The organism is Microbispora sp. ATCC PTA-5024, from assembly GCF_000511135.2.
Lineage (GTDB): Bacteria > Actinomycetota > Actinomycetes > Streptosporangiales > Streptosporangiaceae > Microbispora > Microbispora corallina.
In genome coordinates this window covers 259636-278330 of record NZ_KI866522.1, presented here as the reverse complement: position 1 = coordinate 278330, position 18695 = coordinate 259636, and the positions used below count along the sequence as shown (strand labels likewise).

The following is an 18695-nucleotide window of genomic DNA, read 5'->3' as shown; positions in this document are numbered from 1 at the left end:
CCGGGACGGGCGGCCCCGCGGGCGCGGGGCACCGGGCGAGGGGGACGATCGATGAGCGAGCCGATCCTGGCCGTCGACTACGGCACGTCGTCCTCGTCGGCGGCGCTGGTCACCGCCGGGGGTGTCGAGCTGCTCAAGGAGCCGGCCACGGGCGCCTGGTCGTGGCCGTCCGCGGTGTGCCTGGACGGGGACGCCGTGCTGGTCGGCACGCCGGCCGAGCGGCGCAAGAGGGTGCGCCCGGAGTGCTTCCGGCCGGAGGTCAAGCGCTCCTTGGGGCAGGAGGCGCCGATCGTGCTGGGCGACCGGTCGTTCACCGCCGTCGACCTGGTCGCGGCCGTGCTCCGCGCCCTCAGGGCCGAGGGCGAGCGCATCCTGGGCGAACCCGTCGCGAGCGCCGTGGTCACCGTCCCCGCCTCGTACGGTCCGGCCGATCCCCGGCGCGCCCTCATGATCAAGGCCGGGGAGGCCGCCGGGTTCTCCGAGGTGGAGCTGCTGATGGAGCCGGTCGCCGCGGCGATGGCGCCGGTGACCGGAGTCCCGTTCCAGGCCGGGGACCTCGTCCTCGTCTACGACTTCGGCGGCGGCACCTTCGACGCCGCCCTGGTCCGGATCGCGGCGGACGGGGCGCACGAGGTGCTCGGCCACGGCGCGCTCGACGACTGCGGCGGACGCGACATCGACGCGGCGGTCTTCGGCGAGCTGCGGTCGCGCGGCGGGGCCGAGCTGTCCGAGGCGCTGACGAGGGGACCGGCCGCCCCGCGCAACAGGCTCCGCTTCGGCGACGTGGCCCACCAGATCAAGCACCAGCTCAGCGACGCGGTGCGGGCCGAGGACGTCTTCGACCCCGTCGACCTGCCCGTCGCGCTCGACCGGGCGCGGCTCGGCGAGCTGGTCGCCCCGCTCCTGCACCGGACCGTCGCCTGCTGCCGCGACGTCATCCGCGCGGCGGGTGTCGAGGAGGACGAGGTGGCAGCGGTGCTGCTCACCGGCGGCACCACCCGGATGCCCGTGGTGGCCGGAACGGCCGCGGCTCTCCTGTCCCTGCCGTCCCGGTCCCCCAAGGACCCCGACCTCGCCGTGGTCCAGGGGGCGGCGGGGTGGGCCGCCCGCGCCGGGGAGCGGGCCGCCGGCTCGTGGCCCGCCGCCTCCGGCGAGTTCCCGCTCCGGTGGCGGCTCACCGCCGAGCCCGCGACGCTCCTGCGCTGGACCGTCGGGGTGGGGGAGCCGTTCGAGGCGGGACGGCCGCTCGCCACCGTACGGCTGCCCGACGGCTCCCTGCAGCGCCTGCTCGCCGACCGCGCCGGCGTCCTCACATCCGACGGAGCCGACCCGGGGGACGCGGTCGTCAGCGGTCAGTGGCTGGCGACGGCCACGGCCCCAGCCCCGGAACAGGCCCCGGAACAGGCCCCGGAACCGGCGTCGTCGCGGCCGGCCTCCCTGGAAGGCGCCTCTCGCGGCACCCCCGAGGGCCTCTCCGAGGACGGGACACCGGCTCCCCTGCGCTTCCTGGCCGAGCCCGGGATCGTCTTCGAGATGACCGGCGTCCAGCGGATCGTCCCGGAGCCGGGCGCCCTGGGCGTCGCCCACGAGCGCGGGGTGATCCGCGTCGTCGGCTTCGACGGGGCCGAGGTGGCGCGGCTCGACCACGGCACCGTGTTCACACCCAGGATCCTGTGTTTCACCCAGGACGACGACGCCCTGGTCAGCATGGCGGGTGAGGAACTGCGCGCCTGGGAGACGAGCACCGGCCGGGTGCGGACGACCATCCCGGTCCACTACAAGGACTCGGGGGTGTGCAGTCCGGACGCCCGCCTGGCCGCGACCGAGTCGGAGTTCGGCACGGTCCGGCTGTTCGACCTGCCGTCCGGCCGCGAGATCGCGAGCCACGCCCACCGCAAGAAGAAGGACGACATGTACGGCGTCACCCTCGTGTTCGCCCCTGACGGCTCGACGTTCGTCAGCAGCGCGGACGCGGGTTCGCCGGTCGTCTGGGACACGACCGGGCAGCGGAGACCGCGAGCCCTGTCCAAGAACCTGGAGCCCGGCTTCACGACGTTCAGCCCGGACGGCCGGTACCTCGTCACCACCCCGCGCAAGGGCGCCGGGCCGCCGCGGCTGTGGCAGGGGGACGCCGTGGTCCAGGTCTTCTCCGGTGAGCGCTCCGTCCTCTTCAGCCCGGACGGCGCCCTGGCGGTGACCGGGTCGGAGCGGGCCTTCGTCATCCGCGAGACGGGCACCTGGCGGGAGCGGCACCGCATCGCCTGCCCGGCCTCGGAGACCATGTGGAACGCCGTGTTCACCCCCGACGGCACGGCCTTCGTCTGCTGGACCCGCCGGGGCGCCCTCTACGTGTGCGATCCGGTGTCGGGGACGCTGATCCACGAGTTCCGAGCGGAGGTCGAGATCCCGGGGGTCGTCGTAGGGGCGAACGCGCGAGTCCTCGTGGCGTGGCCCCCGGGCGGCGGTGGCCCGGCGTCCGTCTGGGACCTGGAGACGGGCGTCCAGGTGTCGCGGTTCACCCTGGAGAAGGGGTACGGCGTGTCCGTCGCTCTCAGTGGTGACGAGCGCCGGGCCGCGATCGCGGAACCCGCGCACAACCGGCTGTCCGTCCGCGCTCTGGCGGAGTGACCATCCCCATGCCCGGAGGCGACGCTCACGCCTCCTCGACGACCTCGTCCGGGGCACGCCGGACGCTGCCGGCCTCGTGGACCGTGAAGCCCAGCCGCATGATCATTTGCGGGTGCTCGCCCGAGCACAGCCGCGTCCGGACGAACTCCCGCAGCTCGGGCATCTCCAGCGCCTGTGTGTGGAACGCCGCGCTCAGGCCGTACGCGGAGGCGTGCAGCAGCAGCCGCTGCAGCGCCTCTCCCGCGGCCAGCCAGTCGGCGGGCCCGTCCCCGGCCGTCGTGAGGAGGGCGACCAGGCCGGTCGAGGCGTGCAGCCCCTGGTCGTCGTCGCTCCCCCACTGGTGGCCATGGGCGTAGTCGCGCTGCGCGAAGTGCTGCGGCTGCACGCGCCTGGGCGCGGTCGGGTAGCTCGTCGAGGGCACGCCGTCCCGGCGGCCGCTGCCCGGCGGCCGCGCCCATCGCATCACCTCGAGGCCGTACAGGCGGTCCTGCGACTGCACCTCCTGGGCCGCGGCGGTGAGCGCCGCCAGCACGCGGGCGGTCGGCTCCGACTGGACGGCGAGCAGATGGGCCCCCTGCGCGGCCGCCTCCGACACGAGCGCCTTAACGAGCGGTTCCGGCACGTCGAGGGCGGTGAAGCCCGCGCGGTGGGTGCGACGGCGCTCGATCTCGGCGTGCAGCAGCCGGGTGTGCTCGCCGGGCGGCTCCCCCGGGCGGACCCGGACGGTCGCCAGCAGCAGCGGCCGCTGCGGCTCGGGCAGCACCCGCACGTACGGCGTGAACCCGAGCGCGCGCAGCGTGATCCGCACGGTGAACAGCGCCGAGCCGCAGCTGACCAGCATCTGGCGCCCGTCCGGATCGGCCACGCGCAGCTTCCTGTCGGGGTCGGCCCGCAGGGCGATCTCGTCACCGGACACGGTGAACGACCAGGGCTGGGTGTTGTGGAGCGACGGCGCCCACAGGGCCGCCTCGACCGCCTCCCGGGCGGCGGCGGCGATCTCACCGGTTGTCCGCGTGTTCATGATCTCTCCCTCCGCGCCCGCGCCGACCCTGCTCCCGGCGGGCGGCCGCGTCGCGTGCCGGGAACGCATGGCCGGCCACCGCCTGCCTAGAGGAGCGGCGGGGCCACGAGCATGTCGTCGACCGCGAAGCCCAGGTCCGCGTCCACCTCGATGACGCCCTCCACCCGCCGTACGGCGTGCAGGAAGGGCCGGATCTGCGAACGGCTGCGCACGAACCCCTTGAACGCGACGACCCCGGCGTCGACCGTCGTGGTGAGGCCGGTCAGGTCGACGTCCAGCCGCCGCGCGATCTCCTCGATGTCGGCCCGGATCTCCCCGGCGGGCCGGTCGAACACCCGCAGCAGGTCGCTCTGGTGGACTGTTCCCAGAATACGGCCGGTCACCGGGTCGATCACCGGCAGTTGCTTCACCCGGTTGCGGTGCATGAGCCGGGCGGCGTCGCGCACCCCGGTCCCGCCGGTGACCGTGATGGCCGGGCGCGTCATGATCTCGCCGGCCGTGGCGCCCGCCGCCTTGCGGTGCTCGTCCCGCCGTCGCGGGCCGTCGAACATCCCGGGGCCGGTGTCGATCTCCTTGAGGAGGATGTCGTCCTCCGAGACCACGCCCACCGGGCGCCTGTCGGCGTCGATCACGGTGACCGCCCCGACCTTGAACCGCCGCATCGTCTGGACCAGGTCGGCGAACGACGCGTCCATCCGCACCGCGATCGCCACCCTGCCCATGACGTCCTTCACCTGCGTCGCCATGACCCGCCTCCCTGTCTCAGTGCCAGCCTGCCCGGATCCGCCGGTCCCGGTCAGCGGTGAAGGTCCCGGGCCGGAGGGACTTTCGACCGTGAATCCGCAGGTCGCCGGTGGAGAGGCCGTGGGGCGGGAACGACCAGGGTGACCGGGGTGAGCCGAGGGGGCCGGGCATGCACATGAAGGTGCGGGACGTCATGACGCGGGAGGCGGCGTCCGTGAACGGCAGCACGCCGTTCCGGGACGTGGCGGAGGTGCTGATCGCCCACGGCGTCAGCGCGGTGCCGGTGGTGGACGGCGAGGGCCACGTCATCGGGGTGGTGTCGGAGACGGACCTGCTGTGCAAGGAGGAGTTCCGCGACCAGTTCTACCGGGAGGGCTACCGGCCCCCACTGCGGGCGCGGCTGCGCGAGCAGGCCTCGCGGCGGGGCGGCAGGCGCGAGGACCGGGCCCACGGCGAGACGGCGGCCGAGTTGATGTCGGCGCCCCCGGTCACCGTACGGCCGTACACGAGCGTGGTGACCGCGGCCCGCCTGATGGCCGAGCACGGCGTCAAGCGGCTGCCCGTGGTCGACGACGAGGGACGCCTGGACGGGATCGTCAGCCGGCACGACCTGCTGAAGGTGTTCGCCAGGAGCGACGACGACATCGTCCGCGAGGTGCGGGAGGACCTGCTGGAGGGGCCGCTGTGGGCCGACACCTCAGAGGTGTCGGTCTCGGCCTCCGAGGGCGTGGTGACGTTGACCGGGCACATGCGCCGCCGCGGCGACGCCCGGATCCTCGTCCGGATGGCCGAGCGGATCAACGGCGTGCTCGCCGTGGTCGACCGCCTGCACTGGGACGTCGACGACGCCCCCGGTCCGCAGGGGTGAGGCCCGGCAAACCCGCCCAGCCGGCGCACCTGTGAGGCGCGGCACCCGTCCGGTCGCCGCATCCGTGAGGCGCGAGGCGCGGTCAGAGGTCGCGGGGCCGGGGGTCGTCCGCCTCGTCGCCGACGACCTCGCCGGTCACGACGCGGCCCCGCCGGCCGTCTCCCGAGGCGCCGTCACCGGCCCGCGTGCCGTCGAAACCACCGAAACCGGACTCGCCGTCGGATCCCCGCCCGGACCCGCGCGGGAAGCCGCCCCGGCCGAAGAGCGGCGCGTACGGCGAGCTGTCGGCCAGCACCCGCACCCGGCGGCCGAGGAACCACGACAGCCAGCGGCGGGCGAGCGGACGGGTGAACGGCAGGATCAGGAAGAACCCGAAGACGTCGGTCAGGAAGCCCGGGGTCAGCAGCAATGCGCCGCCCGCCACGATCATGGCGCCGTCGGCGAGCTCGCGGTCCGGCATGCGGCCCGACTGGATGGCGCTGCGCAGCGCCGCCCAGGCCCGCCTGCCCTCCCGGCGCACGAGCCAGGCGCCGAAGAGGCTGTCGGCGATCAGCAGGGCGACCGTCTGCCATCCGCCGATCACCGACCCGACCTGGATCAGGAACCAGATCTCCAGGATGGGAACGACCAGGAACGCGAGGAAAAGCCCGATCCGCAGCATCACATGCCTCATTCACACGGCAGCCGTACTACGGGGTCAACGTCCCCGGGCCTGGCCTGGTTCCTCCGGGGAGGCCCGAGAGCTATCGCCTCTGGCGAAACCGGTCGCGAAGACCGGCGATCCCCCAGACCGTCACCCGCCAGTAGGCCTCCAGGATGATGTCCCGGCTCATCTTGCTCGCGCCCACGGTGCGCTCGACGAACGTGATCGGCACCTCCGCGGCCCGCAGTCCCTGCCGCACGGTCCGCAGCGTGAGGTCGACCTGGAAGCAGTAGCCCTGGGACTCGACGTCGTCGAGGCCGATCTTCTCCAGCGTGGAGGCGCGGTAGGCGCGGAAGCCGGCGGTCGCGTCGCGGACGGGGATGCCGAGCATGGTCCGCACGTAGACGTTCGCGCCGCGGGACAGCAGCTCGCGCCGGAACGGCCAGTTGACGACCTTGCCCCCCGGCACCCAGCGGGAGCCGATGGCGAGGTCGGCGCCGTCGGCCACGGCGTCGAGCAGCTTGTGCAGCTCCTCCGGCTGGTGGGATCCGTCGGCGTCCATCTCCACGAGCACGTCGTAGCCCTCGTTGAGGCCCCAGCGGAACCCGGCGATGTAGGCCGCGCCGAGGCCCTGCTTCCTCGGCCGGTGCAGGACGTGGACGTGGTCGTCCTGCTCGGCCAGCTCGTCGGCGATCCGGCCCGTGCCGTCGGGGCTGTCGTCGTCGGCGATCAGAAGGTGCACGTCGGGCAGGGCGGACCGCAGCCGCCGCGCGATCACGGGCAGGTTCTCCCGCTCGTTGTACGTGGGGACGATCACGAGCACGCGCCCGGGAGTCCGCTCCATCAGCTCTTCCTCCGCCAAGAGATCGCCGCCGCCGTCGCTCCGGCTCCCATCAGTATCAAAGTCCACTCGGGTAGCGCACCTACCTCGCTGGCCAGCGTGTTCTTCGTCCTGATCGGGACGGTGACGACGGTCATCCCCGGAACGAGCTCCGGGGTCCGCCACTCGACCCTTCCGGCGGGGTCGACGTACGCCGAGATGCCGGTGGTCGCGGCCGTGATCACGGCCCGGTTGTGCTCGACCGCCCGGAGCTGGGACATCGCGAGCTGCTGAGGCGGGAGGTTCGTGAGGGCGTACGTGGCGTTGTTCGTCTGCACGACCAGCGGGGTGCCGCCCGCCTCGACCGTGTCGCGGACCACGCCGTCGAACGCCACCTCGTAGCACTCCACGGTGCCGACCGTGACCGGGCCCATCCGCAGCGCCCCGGGCCGGTCGCCGGGCAGCGACTGCCTGCCGACCAGGGCGGCCCGCTTCGACAGCGCGAGCATCACGTCCTTGAACGGCGTGTACTCCCCGAAGGGGACGAGCTGCCGCTTGTCGTAGTACGCCCCCGGTCCGGTCACCGGATCCCAGACGAGGCCACGGGTCGCCCGGTGATCGGCCCCGATGTTCACGACGGCGCCGACGAGGATCGGGACCCCCACGTCCTTGGCGGCCGAGTCGATGACCTCGCGGGCGAACTCGCTCTGGTAGGGGTCGATGTCGGTGGAGTTCTCCGGCCACACCACGATGTCGGGCCGGGGCAGCTTCCCGGCCCGCACCGCCTCCGCCAGGCGGTGCGTCTCGTCGGCGTGGTTGCGCAGCACGACCGCGGGCTCGTCGCCGAGGAAGTCCATCCCCCGCCCGGGCACGTTGCCCTGGATGACACCGATCCGCACAGTCCTGCCCTCGTCGCCCGGCAGGGGCACCGCGAGCCCCAGCACTGGTACGGCTATCGCGCCGAGGACCGTTCCGGCAACGACCCGGTCCGCCCGAGGACGCGGGACCAGGCGGATGACCAGGTACGCGAGCAGGGCGCCCGTCAGGGCGACCGTGAAACTTACAAGCGGCGCGCCGCCCAGGGCGGCGAAGCCGGTGTAGGGCGACTGACCCTGGCTGAAGGCCAGCCGGGCCCACGGGAACCCGCCTACGGGGAAGCGCCCCCGCGCCCACTCCTGCAGGACCCACAGGCAGGCCACCCAGAGCGGCCACGGGCGCAGCCGCATCACCAGGACGGCCGCGCACGCCAAGCCCGCCCAGAAGAGGCTCTCGATGCCCACCAGGGCCAGCCAGGCGTCGTCGCCGATCGGCCGGACCCAGGCCAGCGTGGGCAGCAGGAAGGCGAACCCCCCGGCGTACCCCAGCCAGGCCGCCCGGCGCACCCGGACGCCGTGCAGCGCGAGGGCGAGCAGCGCCACCCCGATCGGCGCGCAGAACCACCAGCCGATGGGAGGGAAGGCGAGGAACAGGACCAGCCCGCCCGCGACCGACCCGGCGAGCCGGACGAGGGCGCGCGGCACCCGGGCCGCGCGCGCCGCGGGGGCGGACGACGGCGACTCGCCGGCGATCTTCAGTGCCACGGAACGGTCTTCTCCTCGCGTGTGGTTCTGCCCGCTCGGCGCGAGCGCACGCGGCGCGGCCCGCGATCGGCCGCCGGCCTGCTCGCGGGCCGGGTGAAGCGCGCCCGGCCGGACTTCCGTCACTCTACGGCCGGTGGACGCCGGGGCGTGCGCGGGGAGGCGCACCTGTGGACGACGGGGCCGCGGGGAGGCGCACCTGTGGACGGACGAGGCCGGGGCCGCTCGCGGCGTCCACGAAGTGTCGCGCCCCTCGCGCGAGCCGCTCACGGCCTCTGAGCGCTCGCCCGACGACGAGGAGGGGACGGCCACACCCGGGCGTCATCGCGCGAAGGGCCGCCGCACAAAGGGCCGCCGCGCAAAGGGCTGACGAGGAAGGGTCCGCCTCACGGGCGCCACCCCGCAAGGAGCCGCCGCGTGAGGGCGGCCCCGGCTCAGGGGGCGGAAGGAGGCCCGGACAGCCCTTCGGACCGGTTCCGTCCCGTCGGCGGCGGGCGCGGAGCTCCGTTGTCTACTGGGCGTCCGGGCCCCTCCTGGGTCCAACCCCCCGGCCGGCTGGGGTGCCCCGGCCCGGCGGACCACCGGCCTGCGCCTGGCTGTGCAGACGGAGTCACGCTCCGTCACGGACGCAGAATCCGGTGACGCCAAAGACGGCCAACCGGTCAGTCCCGTGCTGGACTCCGCAGCAAACTACCGACCTCAGCGCAGATGTCAACCAGCTCCCGATCAGCGGAAACACCAAGTTTTCGCAGGTAGGACAGGCTACGCGAGCGGCACCGATGGGGGCCGTTCGGTTCATGTCCGGGCACCTGCGCCGAGCCCCGGCGATGTCCGGATCAGTGCCCTCGATTCAGTGCCTCGATTCAGTGCCCTCGATCCGCCAGCCCCGACAGGACGTCGGGCAGCGAACCGGTGTGGATCACGCCGAGGCGGGACGTGGCCCGGGTCAGCGCCACATACAGGTCGCTCGGGCCGCGCGGCGACTCCCGGAGGATGCGGCCGGGCTCCACGACGACGACCGAGTCGAACTCCAGTCCTTTGGCGTCCGCCACAGTCAGGACGGCGACCGGCGCGTCGAGCGTCGCCGGGCCCGGCCCCACAGCGGCGTCCGGCACCGCCGCCGTGACCGCCCGCGCCACGGCGTCCGTCACCGTCCCCCCGAGCGGGGACGACGGCTCCGGCGCGGGGACGATCACGACGAGGCGGCCGCCCTCGACGATCTCGTCGCGGATCACCGGGCCGATCTCCCCGAGGTCGTCCACCCGCAGCGCCCACGGCCGCCGCCCCGTCTCCCGTACGGACTCGGGGGCCTTGAGATCGGGGCCGACGAGGTCGAGGACGCGGGCCGCGACCTCCATGAGCTCGGCCGGAGTCCGGTAGTTGACGGTGAGGCCCTCCTCCCGCCAGCGGCCCCGCACGTACGGGTCGAGGACGCGGCCCCAGCTCGCGGCGCCCGCCGCGGAGCCGGTCTGGGCGATGTCGCCCACGATGGTCATCGACCGGCTCGGGCACCGCCGCATGACGGTCCGCCAGGCCATCTCCGACAGCTCCTGGGCCTCGTCGACGATGACGTGGCCGAACGCCCAGGTGCGGTCGCGGGCCGCGCGCTCGGCCGTGGTCAGGTAGACCTCGTCGGCCTGCTGCCGCTCGGCGAAGCGCTCGGCGTCCATGACGTCGGCGAGGCCGGTGAGCTCGAGCACCTCCCGGGCGTACGCGATGCGTTCCTCACGCTCCTCCTCGGCCCTGCGGGCAGCCCGCAGCACGCCCTCGTCGATGTCGCCGAGCAGCTCGGCGGCCTCGTCGAGCAGCGGGACGTCGGCCTCGCTCCACCAGTCCTCGCCGGGCCGGGGAGGCTCGCGCAGCAGGGCCGCGGCCTCGGCGGGCGACAGCCCGGCCTTGGTCATCCGCTCCCGCGAGGTGAGCAGGCCGATCAGCAGCTGCTGCGGGGTGAGGTACGGCCAGAGCCGGTTGAGCGCCACCCGCACCGGCTCCTCGGTGCGCAGGTCCTCGCGCAGGTCGGCGAAGTCGTCCTCGTCGAGCACGCCGCGCCCGAGGTGGCGCGCCGCCTGACGGGTGAGCGCGGTCAGCAGGTGGCGGACGAACACCGCCCTCGCCTGGTTGTGCGGCCGCCGCGAGCGCACGGCCTTCGACCGGGCGGCGTCCAGCGTCTGCCGGTCGAGCGTGAGCGTGAACTTGTCCAGCCGGATGTCGACCGGCTTGCGCGGCATCCGCTGCCGGTCGCGCACGGCGGCCGCGACGACGTCGGCCATGCGGATCGCGCCCTTGGCCGCGGCGGCCTCGGGGGTCTCGGGCCGGCGCGCGGACAGCCCGGGGAAGAGCTCGCCGACGGTGGACAGCAGCACGTCGGTCTCGCCCAGGGAGGGGAGCACCTGGTCGATGTAGCGCGTGAAGGTGGGGTTCGGCCCGAGGATCAGCACGCCGCGCCGCTCCAGGCGCTCCCGGTAGGTGTAGAGGAGGTAGGCGGCGCGGTGCAGGGCGACGACGGTCTTGCCGGTCCCGGGACCGCCCTGGACGACCAGCACGCCGTTCAGGTCGCCGCGGATGATCCTGTCCTGTTCGCCCTGGATCGTGGCCACGATGTCGCGCATGCGGCCGGTGCGCCTCTCCCCGAGGGCGGCCAGCAGGGCGGCCTCGCCGTTGAGCGTGGCGCGGTCGGCGTCGGCGAGGCGGTCGAGATCGAGCAGGTCGTCGTCGATGCCGGTGACGGCGCGGCCCCGCGTGTAGAGGTGGCGGCGGCGGGTGACGCCCATCGGGGCCGCCGGCGTCGCCCGGTAGAACGGCTGGGCCACGGGGGCCCGCCAGTCGATCAGCAGCCGGTGCTGGTCGTCGTCGGACAGCCCGATCCTGCCGATGTACAGCCGGCTCTCGTCGGCGTGGTCGAGCCGGCCGAAGCACAGCCCGCTCTCGACGGCCCACAGCCGCGCCAGCCGCTGGGCGTACATCCCGGCGAACGAGTCGCGCTCGGAGCGGTTCTGGTGCGTGCCCGACGCCCCCTGGGCGAGCACCTCGTCGAGCTGTCCTCGGGTGCGTTCACGCAGCACGTCGAGGCGCGCGTACAGCGCCGCGACGTACTCCTGCTCGCGGGCCAGCTCGCCCGCTGAAGACTTCGGCATAGGCCGCCAGATTCTACGTCGGCCGGGCGGCGCGGCCCGCATCGCCGTCCCGCCGGACCGGTCGCGTAGCCGGTCGGCAACAGGTTGGGGCTACCTCGGTCACAGCTCGGTTTCGAGCGTGTTCGAGCACTTGACGGGCCGGATGGCTGTCCTTACCTTCCTCTCAAGTTAGGAAACTTTCCTAACTCGTCTTCTGGAGGACGAGCCGTGATGACGCGGATCGACACATCACCGGGGCCCCCGCGGCGCCGCCGCCCGGCCCCTGACGGGACGGCGCGGCCCGGAGGCCCGCGATGACCCGCCCGACCCCGGGGACGCCGAGCCTGCTGCGCGCGATCAACGACCGCGCGGCCCTGATGGTCCTCCTCGAACGGGGGCCGCTCACCCGGCCCGAGCTGGGCGCGCTGACCGGGCTGTCCAAGCCGACGGCCTCCCAGTTGCTCGCCCGTCTCCAGGACGCCGGGCTCGTGGTCCTGGACGGCATCCGCGAGGGCCTGCCGGGCCGTACGGCGGAGCTCTACCGGATCAACCCCCGCGCGGCGCACGTCGCGGCGCTGGACGTGACCCCGACGCGGATCGCGGCGGAGGTCGCCGACATCACGGGGACCGTGGTCTCCCGCCACCGGCTGCCCACGCCCGGCCGGGCCGGAGGCGACGTCGTGGAGCGGGTGCGGGGCGCGCTCGCGGGGGTCTGCGAGCCGGCGGGGGTGGACCCGGGCGCGCTCAGCCGCGTGGTGATCGGCATCGGCGGCGCGATCGACCCGTCGACCGGCCGGCTCGGCTACGCGGCCCACATCCCCGGCTGGCACATCCCCGACCTCGTCGGAACGCTCCGCGACGGCATCGGCGTCCCCGTGGACGTCGAGAACGACGTGAACCTGGTGGCCCAGGCCGAGCAGTCACGGGGGATCGCCCGGGGCCACCAGGACTACGTGCTGCTGTGGGCCGACGAGGGCCTCGGCTCCGCGCTCGTGCTCGGCGGCCGCCTGCACCGCGGCGCCACCGGAGGCGCGGGCGAGGTCGGGTACATGCCGGTGATCGGCGCGCCGACGGCCCGGGAGGTCGGCAAGCGCGCCAAGCACGGCTTCCAGGCCCTCTCGGGCGGCCCGGCCGTGCTCAGCACCCTGCGCGGCCACGGCGTGCGGGGCTCGACCCCGGCCGGGGCCGTGCAGAACGCCGTACGGGCCATCGCCCGCGGCGGCCAGCGGGCCGACATCGCCCGCGAGGCCCTGCGGGACGTGGCCCGGCGTCTCGCCCTCGGCCTGGCGTCGATCACCGCGGTGGTCGACCCCGAGATCGTCGTCCTGTCCGGCGGGGTGCTGCTCGCCGGCGGGGAGATCCTGCGCGAGCTGATCGAGCAGGAGCTGCACGCACTCACCATCCCGCGGCCACGGCTGCGGCTGTCCACCGTCGAGGGCAACCCCGTCCTCGCCGGAGCCCTGGACCTGGCCCTCGACACGGCCCGCGACGAGCTGTTCGGCGCGGTCAACCGGCGCGAGGCCGCCCCGGGGCGGGGCGCGCACGACCGCGGCGAACGCGACGCCGGGCGCACCTCGTCCATCCCCTCCTGAACCACCTCACGCACCAGGGAGGCACCCCCGTGAAACGACTGCTGGCCATCTCCGCCGCGGCCGGCCTGGCCCTTCTCACCGCCTGCACCGCCGGGACGGAGAACAGCGCCCCGAGCATCGCCCCCAGCGCGACCAGCCACGATCCGGTGACGATCGAGTTCTGGCACGGCTTCAGCGCCGACAACGAGCTCAAGGCGTTCGACGACACACTCGCGGGGTTCAAGCAGAAGTTCCCCTGGATCACGGTCAAGGCCACCAAGGCGGTCCAGGACGACCAGATCCTGCAGTCCGTCCGCGGCGGCAACCCGCCGGACGTCGCGCTGTCGTTCACCACCGACAGCGTCGCCCAGTTCTGCAAGGCCGGGATCTTCCAGGACCTCAACCCGTACCTCAAGGCGAGCAACATCGACCCGGGAGCGCTGTTCCCCAAGGTGATCGCCGAGTACACCCAGTACCAGGGCAAGCGGTGCGTTATGCCCATGCTGGCCGACGCGTACGGCCTCTACTACAACAAGAAGCTCATGAAGGGCAACGAGCCGCCGAAGACGCTGAGCGAGCTGGCCGACCTCGCCAAGAAGCTGACGGTCAAGGACGCCCAGGGGAACATCAAGGTGGCCGGCTTCGTCCCGACCAGCCAGATGTACGAGAACGCCCCGATCCACACCGGCGTGATGGTCGGCGCGAAGTGGACCAACCCGGACGGCACCTCCGCCATCGGCTCCGACCCGCAGTGGAAGACCCTGATGACGTGGCAGAAGGACCTCGTCGACTGGTTCGGCTACGACAAGCTGGAGAAGTTCCGCAAGAGCTTCGGTGACGAGTGGTCGGCGGACAACCCGTTCAACAAGGGCAAGGTCGCGATGGCGATCGACGGCGAGTGGCGCAACGCCATGCTCGCCTCCGACGCCCCGGACGTCGACTACGGCACCGCGCCCATGCCCGTCGCCGACGACCAGGCGCAGCGGTACGGCGCCGGGTTCATCACCGGCACGATCATCGGCATCCCGCGCGGCGCCAAGCATCCCGAGGCGGCCTGGGAGCTGGTCAAGTACCTGACCACGGACACCGGCGCGCTCGTCGGCCTGGCCAACGCGATCCGCAACGTGCCGAGCACGCTGCCCGCGCTCCAGTCGCCCGACCTGAAGAAGGACGCGAACTTCCAGACGTTCCTCGACATCTTCGCCAACCCCAACAGCACCACCCAGCCGGCGCACATCAACGCCGTCTTCAACCAGCAGACGCTGCAGGAGGCCCAGATCCAGTGGGAGTCCGGCCGCGCCAAGGACCTGGACGCGCTGCTGGCCGACGTCGACAAGAAGATCAACGACAAGCTCAAGCTGACGGCGGGCGGCTGACCGATGGCATCGACGGCGCTCGGGCGCCGCAGGCACGAGGTGCCGTCCGCCCTCAGGGGCGGGCGGCGCCGCGCCAACCTCCGCGCCCTTCTCTACCTGTCCCCGTGGCTCGTCGGGTTCTCCGTCTTCTTCCTCTACCCGCTGCTGTCCACGGTGTACTTCTCCTTCCAGCGGTACGACCTGTTCACGCTCGAGCCCGTCGGGCTGCTGAACTACCGGTACTTCCTGCGCGACGAGGCCGCCTGGACCGCCATCAGGAACACCCTGTGGCTGGTCGTGGTGATGGTCCCGCTGCGGGTGCTGTTCGGCCTCGGGGTCGCCCAGCTCATCACCAAGATCAAGGCGGGCGCCGGGGTGTTCCGCACGATCTTCTACCTGCCGTCCCTGGTGCCGCTCGTCGCCGGGACGCTGGGGTTCGTCTACCTGCTGAACCCGGGCACCGGCCCGGTGCAGGCCATCCTGGGCGCCGTCGGCATCGACTCCCCCGACTGGTTCGGCGACCCCGCCTGGTCGAAGTGGGGGCTCACGATGCTGGGCCTGTGGTCGGTCGGCGACCTCATGGTGATCTTCATGGCCGCCCTGCTCGACGTCCCCAAGCAGCTGTACGAGGCCGCCGCCCTCGACGGCGCCAACGCCTGGCGCCAGTTCGTCCACATCACGCTGCCGGTCATCCGCCCGGTGCTGATGTTCGCGACCGTCACGGGCGTCATCCAGACCCTGCAGTACTTCACGCAGGCGATGGTCGCGGCCCGCGTCGCCTCCGGCGCCACCGACTCAGCCGGGTCGGTCTTCGTCCCCGGCTACCCCGACCAGTCCACGCTGACCTTCCCCGAGTGGCTGTTCCACCAGGGGTTCCGCGACTTCGCCATGGGCTACGCCTGCGTGCTGGCGCTGGTGCTGTTCGCGGTGTCGATGGTGTTCACGCTCATCCTGCTGCGGCAGTTCCGCGGCTTCGCCGAGGAGGAGGCATGACGACGACCCTCGCGCGCCCGCCGCAGGTGGCCGCCCGTCCGGCCGCGCGCACCCCCAGGGGGAGGGCCACGCTCTTCTGGATCGCCAAGCACGCGGTGGCGATCGCGCTGTCCATCATGTTCCTCGGCCCGCTGGTCTTCATCGCGCTGACCGCCCTGATGGACGACCACCAGGCCCTCACCTCGCAGCTGTGGCCGCACACGTGGAACTGGGGCAACTTCGCCGACATCTTCGAGAAGGCGCCGCTGCTCACCTGGATCCGCAACACGCTGCTGTACTCGGTGCTGGCCACCGTGTTCATGCTGGTGTCGTCCATCCCCGTGGCGTACGCGCTGGCGAAGTTCCGCTTCCCGGGGAGGAAGCTGGCCTTCCTGCTGGTGATCACCACGATGATGCTGCCGCCGCAGGTGGTGGCCGTGCCGATCTACCTGATCTGGGCCCGGTTCCACCTGACCGGCACGCTGTGGCCGCTGATCCTGCCGATGCTCCTCGGCGACGCGTTCTCGATCTTCCTGCTGCGGCAGTTCCTCGTGACGATCCCGCGGGAGTACTCGGACGCGGCCCGGGTGGACGGCTGCGGCGAGTTCCGCACGCTCATCCGGGTCATCCTGCCGATGGCCCGGCCGGCCATCGCGGCCGTCGCCCTGTTCCAGTTCTTCTACTGCTGGAACGACTACTACGGACCCCTGCTGTACGCGGGGACCGACCTCGACAACTGGACGCTGTCCCTGGGCCTGGCCGCCTTCCGGTCGGTGCACCGCGTCCAGTGGAACCTCACCATGGCGGCGACCGTCCTCGCCATGGCGCCGGTGATCGTCGTGTTCTTCTTCGCCCAGAAGGTCTTCATCGAGGGCGTGAAGCTCACCGGCGTCAAGTGACGGGCCGGCCGCAGAACCAGGCATCACACGAGAACACGAAGGGAGGATGGCGCCCCGCCCGGGGATCGTCCGCGGACGAGGCGCCATACACCACATGAAACTGGCCGTTGTCGGGGGCGGTTCCACGTACACGCCGGAGCTGATCGACGGCTTCGCGCGCCTGCGCGACGAACTCCCACTGTCCGAGATCGCCCTCGTCGACCCCGACGAGCGCCGGCTGGGGCTCCTCGCGGGCATGGCCACGCGGATGCTCGCCCGGGCCGGCCATCCGGCCCGCGTGACCACCGCCACCCGGGCCGAGGAGGGCGTCGAGGGCGCCGGGGCCGTGCTCCTCCAGCTCCGCGTCGGCGGCCAGGCGGCGCGCGACGTCGACGAGACGCTGCCGCTGGAGTGCGGATGCGTCGGCCAGGAGACGACGGGGGCGGGGGGGCTGGCCAAGGCCCTGCGCACGGTCCCCCTTGTGCTCGACATCGCCGAGACCGTGCGCCGGCTCGCCCCGGACGCCTGGATCGTCGACTTCACCAACCCCGTCGGGATCGTCACGAAGGCGCTGCTCGACGCGGGCCACCGCGCCATCGGCCTGTGCAACGTCGCCATCGGCTTCCAGCGCCGCTTCGCGGCCTCCCTCGGCGTCGCCCCCGAGCGCGTCTCGCTCGGGCACGTCGGGCTCAACCACCTGACCTGGGAGCGGGCCGTCTACCTCGACGGCGAGGACGTCCTGCCGGGCATGCTCGCCGACCATGCGGAGGAGATCGCCGCCGACCTCGGCATGCCGGGCTGGCTGCTGCGCCGCCTCGGCTCCGTGCCGTCGTACTACCTGCGGTACTACTACCTGCATGACGCCGTCGTGGAGGAGCAGCGGACCAAGCCGTCCCGCGCCGCCGAGGTGGCCGCCATGGAGTCGGCGCTGCTGGAGATGTACGGTGACCCCTCGGTGGACACCAAGCCGGAGCTCCTGGAGAAGCGCGGCGGCGCGTTCTACTCCGAGGCCGCCGTCGCGCTGGTCGCCTCACTCGTCGGCGACCGCGGCGACGTGCAGGTGGTCAACGCCCGCAACGGCGGCACGCTGCCGTTCCTGGACGACGACGCGGTCATCGAGGTCCCGGCCCGGGTGGACGCCCGCGGCGCCACCCCGCTGCCCGTGGACCCGGTCGAGCCGCTCTACCGCGGCCTGATCGCGCACGTGTCCGCGTACGAGAGCCTCGCCCTCGACGCGGCCCTCCAGGGGGGCGAGGAGCGGGTCAGGGACGCCCTGCTGGCCCACCCCCTGATCGGCCAGGCCGGCCCCGCCGACGAGCTGGCGCGGCGGCTCGTCGACGCCAACCGCTCGTTCCTGCCGTGGGCGGTGTCCCGGTGACCGCTCCCGCACCGGCCGACGGCCGTCCGCTCCGCACGGTGCTGGCGGTCGACGGGGGCAACAGCAAGACCGACGTGGCCCTGGTCCGCGAGGACGGCGTCGTCCTGGCCTCCGCGCGGGGCCCGGCGTTCATGCCGCAGAGCGCCGGGGTCGCGGCGGCGATCGACGTCATCGGCGACACGGTGCTGCGGGCCCTGACCGGGCCGGCCGGCCGGCCGCCGTCCGACGGCGCGGGCGCGCCGGTCCCGCCGTACGCCGACCACGTGGCGGCGTACGTGGCGGGGGCGGACCTGCCGATCGAGGAGGAGCGGCTGCGCGACGAGCTGCTCGCCCGCCGGTACGGCGGGACCGTGGCCGTGGGCAACGACACCTTCGCCCTGCTGCGGGCGGGCGCCGAGGCGCCCTGGGGGGTCGCCGTCGTGTGCGGCGCGGGCATCAACGCGGTGGGGGTCTCCCCTACGGGCGAGGTGGCCAGGTTCCCCGCCCTCGGGCGGCTGAGCGGCGACTGGGGCGGCGGCTACCACCTGGGCGAGGAGGCCCTGTGGCACGCCATGCGGGCCGAGGACGGACGGGGGCCGGCGACGGCCCTGGTGGACGTCGTCCGCTCGTGCTTCGCCCGGCCGACGGTGGAGGACGTGGTGATCGGGCTGCACCTCGGTGAGCTGCGGGTGGACCGGCTGCACACCCTGGTGCCGCCCCTGCTCGCCGCGGCGGGGGCGGGCGACGCGGTCGCCCGTTCGCTGGTGGAGCGGCAGGCCGAGGAGGTCGTGGTGCTCGGCGTCGTCGCGATGCGGCGCATCGGCCTGCTGGGCGAGCCCTGCGAGGTCGTGCTCGGCGGCGGCGTGCTCACCTCGGGCGACCCGCTGCTGACGTCGCTCGTCGAGGAGCGGTACGCGCGGGAGGCGCCGGCGGCCCGGCTGGTCGTCGCCGACGTCCCGCCCATCGTGGGGGCCGCCCTGCTCGGGCTCGACCGGTTCGGCGCCGCCCCCGACGCGTACGCGCGGGTCCGGGCCCACTTCACGCCGGAGCCGAGCACGGACCCCGGGCCCGGCGAGGAGATGCTGACCGCTCCGGCGGGCTGATCTCTCCCGCATCCGCTGAAAGATTCACGCCCTCCCCGGGCCGGG

General features: G+C 73.4%; 14 protein-coding genes. 8 read left to right on the top strand and 6 right to left on the bottom strand.

The window, feature by feature from the left end; genetic code table 11:
* Positions 1–51: 51 nt before the first annotated feature.
* Entirely contained in the window at positions 52–2628 is a 2577-nt protein-coding gene (locus MPTA5024_RS01220) for an Hsp70 family protein (RefSeq protein WP_051457576.1), read from the top strand.
* 25 nt (positions 2629–2653) lie between these two features.
* Here the strand turns inward: MPTA5024_RS01220 and MPTA5024_RS01215 are convergent, their stop codons facing one another.
* Complete coding sequence (locus MPTA5024_RS01215) at positions 2654–3649, bottom strand: Acg family FMN-binding oxidoreductase (protein WP_036318850.1); 996 nt, start codon at positions 3647–3649, stop codon at positions 2654–2656.
* Positions 3650–3735: 86 nt separating this feature from the next.
* Positions 3736–4395 (bottom strand): CBS domain-containing protein, encoded by a 660-nt coding sequence (locus MPTA5024_RS01210; RefSeq protein WP_036318847.1) that lies wholly within the window; start codon positions 4393–4395, stop codon positions 3736–3738.
* A 167-nt stretch (positions 4396–4562) separates the two neighbouring features.
* Between MPTA5024_RS01210 and MPTA5024_RS01205 the strand changes: the two genes are divergently transcribed.
* On the top strand, positions 4563–5261 hold the full coding sequence (locus tag MPTA5024_RS01205) for a CBS domain-containing protein (protein WP_036318844.1): 699 nt from the start codon (positions 4563–4565) through the stop codon (positions 5259–5261).
* An 82-nt stretch (positions 5262–5343) separates the two neighbouring features.
* Here the strand turns inward: MPTA5024_RS01205 and MPTA5024_RS01200 are convergent, their stop codons facing one another.
* The 4 genes from MPTA5024_RS01200 to MPTA5024_RS01185 form a co-directional block, all read right to left on the bottom strand.
* Entirely contained in the window at positions 5344–5922 is a 579-nt protein-coding gene (locus tag MPTA5024_RS01200) for an FxsA family protein (RefSeq protein WP_051457575.1), read from the bottom strand.
* Positions 5923–6004: 82 nt separating this feature from the next.
* Positions 6005–6748: a polyprenol monophosphomannose synthase gene (locus MPTA5024_RS01195; RefSeq protein WP_036318837.1), complete on the bottom strand. Its 744-nt coding sequence runs from the start codon at positions 6746–6748 to the stop codon at positions 6005–6007.
* Complete coding sequence (lnt, locus tag MPTA5024_RS01190) at positions 6748–8304, bottom strand: apolipoprotein N-acyltransferase (RefSeq protein WP_232326102.1); 1557 nt, start codon at positions 8302–8304, stop codon at positions 6748–6750. The genes MPTA5024_RS01195 and lnt overlap by 1 nt, the downstream gene beginning before the upstream one ends.
* A gap of 860 nt (positions 8305–9164) precedes the next feature.
* Positions 9165–11435: a HelD family protein gene (locus MPTA5024_RS01185; RefSeq protein WP_036318833.1), complete on the bottom strand. Its 2271-nt coding sequence runs from the start codon at positions 11433–11435 to the stop codon at positions 9165–9167.
* A gap of 293 nt (positions 11436–11728) precedes the next feature.
* Here MPTA5024_RS01185 and MPTA5024_RS01180 point away from each other — a divergent pair, with 293 nt between their 5' ends.
* From MPTA5024_RS01180 to MPTA5024_RS01155, 6 genes are all read left to right on the top strand, one after another.
* Positions 11729–13006: an ROK family transcriptional regulator gene (locus MPTA5024_RS01180; protein ID WP_084369354.1), complete on the top strand. Its 1278-nt coding sequence runs from the start codon at positions 11729–11731 to the stop codon at positions 13004–13006.
* A gap of 29 nt (positions 13007–13035) precedes the next feature.
* Positions 13036–14361 carry an extracellular solute-binding protein gene (locus tag MPTA5024_RS01175; protein WP_036318830.1) on the top strand — a complete coding sequence of 442 codons (1326 nt, stop codon included), beginning with the start codon at positions 13036–13038 and terminating at the stop codon, positions 14359–14361.
* 3 nt (positions 14362–14364) lie between these two features.
* Positions 14365–15333 (top strand): carbohydrate ABC transporter permease, encoded by a 969-nt coding sequence (locus MPTA5024_RS01170; RefSeq protein WP_051457574.1) that lies wholly within the window; start codon positions 14365–14367, stop codon positions 15331–15333.
* Positions 15330–16211: a carbohydrate ABC transporter permease gene (locus tag MPTA5024_RS01165; protein ID WP_036318827.1), complete on the top strand. Its 882-nt coding sequence runs from the start codon at positions 15330–15332 to the stop codon at positions 16209–16211. Before MPTA5024_RS01170 ends, MPTA5024_RS01165 begins: the two co-directional genes overlap by 4 nt.
* 94 nt (positions 16212–16305) lie before the next feature.
* Positions 16306–17568 (top strand): 6-phospho-beta-glucosidase, encoded by a 1263-nt coding sequence (locus tag MPTA5024_RS01160; RefSeq protein WP_036318824.1) that lies wholly within the window; start codon positions 16306–16308, stop codon positions 17566–17568.
* Entirely contained in the window at positions 17565–18650 is a 1086-nt protein-coding gene (locus MPTA5024_RS01155) for an N-acetylglucosamine kinase (RefSeq protein ID WP_063794652.1), read from the top strand. Before MPTA5024_RS01160 ends, MPTA5024_RS01155 begins: the two co-directional genes overlap by 4 nt.
* Positions 18651–18695: the final 45 nt, after the last annotated feature.